Here is a 2,175-nt window from a genome sequence, read left to right on the forward strand (position 1 = left end):
GCTCCAGAGGCCCTCGGGCGGTTCTTCCTCGGCCCCAGACAGCTTCCCGCGCTTGTCGGGATGGGCCTGAAGTCCCGTCCAGCGGACCAGATCGATGTAGCTAGATTCTGTGAGGACGGCCAGGGTGTTGACATCCAGCCCCGCGACCGGCTTGAGTGCTTGGTCTTGAGAACGACGGCCCAGTGCCTTGCTGATTACAGATCGAGCCGATTCGATCCGGTACCGGACTGACGTGTGCTCGGATTCACGCAGCGTCTCGCACATTCCGGCACGAACCGGATTCAGATCCACGTAGGCCATGCACGACAGAACGGCCTGCTCATCGAGCAGCGCCTGACACTTGAACCGTCCCTCCCAGGTGTGCCATGAACAACGTCGTGAGACGTGGATGCTGTACCAGTGATGGAGGTTTGGCCCTCCGGAGCCTGCTTACAGGAGTCGGCTCCAAACCAGCCAATGCTGCTGTGTCCAAAAGGCATGGTGGTGAGCGATTGGTGAAAAGGCTCCCCGAGAGGGAGTCAGGTGTGTATCAGGAAGATGAGCGCAAGCGAACCGTCGATGACCCATCGTTAGAGGTGAAAGCGTTGTCAAAACCGGGGAGGTTGGGAGTCCCCGGGAAGAGTCTGGCGGGCACCTGTCTACTGGCCAGACGGCAACCGGTGTATAGGCGGCATGAGCCTGATACAGGCGCTGGTATGGAACATGGGAACCTGCTTTTCGATGACAAGGGAAAAGACAAGTGGTTAAAGCCATGAGAATGAATACCGATGCGAAAAGCAGGGGCGGAGCGACCCGTAGTAGTGATGAAGCGTCTGTAATGGACGTGGAGCGAAGGGGTCGCGTTATCGAGCCGCGCTGGCCGGTCAACTCTGAAAGGAGGATGAGCCGGTGAGTGCGGCAAAGCCTTTTGATATCCCCAAGCGGGTTGTGTGGGATGCCTACAAGAAAGTACGAGCGAACCGGGGTGCGGCCGGAGTCGACCAGCAATCCATGGCCGACTTCGAGCGTGATCTATCCGGGAACCTGTACAAGCTCTGGAATCGGCTGTCTTCGGGCAGCTACCATCCGCCACCTGTCCGACAAGTCGGTATTCCGAAGAAATCGGGCGGGACGCGCTATCTGGGTGTGCCGACTGTGGCCGACCGGATTGCACAGGCGGCGGTCAAGCAGCTTCTGGAGCCGGAGTGGGACCCATGCTTTGACCCGGATTCCTACGGCTATCGGCCCGGCCGGTCGGCCAAGGATGCAGTGGCCGTCACCCGGAAACGGTGCTGGCGGTACGACTGGGTTGTGGAGTTCGATATCCAAGGCGCCTTTGACAACATCGACCATGAGCTGATGATGAAGGCCGTGCGAAAGCACGTGTCGGAAGCCTGGATGGTGCTCTACATCGAGCGCTGGTTGACAGCGCCGGTGATGACACCCGATGCGGCCTGTGAGCCCCGGGACCGGGGCACGCCGCAGGGCGGTGTCATCAGTCCACTGTTGATGAATCTGTTCATGCACTATGCCTTCGATCGCTGGATGCGTCGGGCTCATCCGGGCAACCCATTTGCCCGGTACGCCGACGATGCCGTGATCCACTGCCGTTCGCGGGCGCAGGCGGAATCGATTCTCTCTGCGTTGGCGCAGCGGCTGGCGGATTGCAGGCTGAGTATCCATCCAGAGAAGTCGAAGATCGTGTACTGCAAGGACAGCCGGCGTCGCGAGCGATACCCAAGCTGCCAGTTCACCTTTCTCGGCTTTACCTTCCGGCCGCGCTGTGCTCAGGGACCCGACGGCAAGCTGTTTACCAGCTTCCTTCCAGCGGTCAGCGACGATGCCGTCAAGCACATGCGGAGCGTCATCCGTGGCTGGCGGATCCATCGTCGCACCAACTGGTCGTTGGAGAAACTGGCACAGCTCGTCAACCGAGTGCTGCAGGGCTGGTGGGGCTACTACGGTGGCTTCTATCCATCCGCCATGAGAGCCATCTCCGACTACCTCAACCGCAAACTCATGCTTTGGGGGCGACGAAAATACCGGCGCCTGCGCGGCCGCCTGCTAGCCAGCTTTGCCTGGTTGCGGGGGGTCGCCACGCGACAGCCGGGGCTCTTTGTCTGTTGGCGCTGGGCGGGGATACCAACGGCTCGATGATGGGAGCCGGATGACGCGAGAGTGTCACGTCCGGTTCTG

At 60.7% G+C, this 2,175-nt stretch carries 1 protein-coding gene and 1 pseudogene; one reads left to right on the plus strand and one right to left on the minus strand.

Annotation, left to right across the window (positions count from 1 at the left end; all coding sequences use genetic code 11):
• Nucleotides 1-300, minus strand: a pseudogene (locus DZC52_RS15945) (hypothetical protein); the annotation flags it as partial.
• Between the two features lie 588 nt (nt 301-888).
• Between DZC52_RS15945 and ltrA the strand changes: the two are divergent.
• Nucleotides 889-2,136 (plus strand): group II intron reverse transcriptase/maturase, encoded by a 1,248-nt coding sequence (gene ltrA, locus DZC52_RS04585; protein ID WP_116649950.1) that lies wholly within the window; start codon nt 889-891, stop codon nt 2,134-2,136.
• The last annotated feature ends 39 nt before the right edge of the window (nt 2,137-2,175 follow it).

It is taken from the genome of Wenzhouxiangella sediminis, from assembly GCF_003410055.1.
Classification (GTDB): domain Bacteria; phylum Pseudomonadota; class Gammaproteobacteria; order Xanthomonadales; family Wenzhouxiangellaceae; genus Wenzhouxiangella; species Wenzhouxiangella sediminis.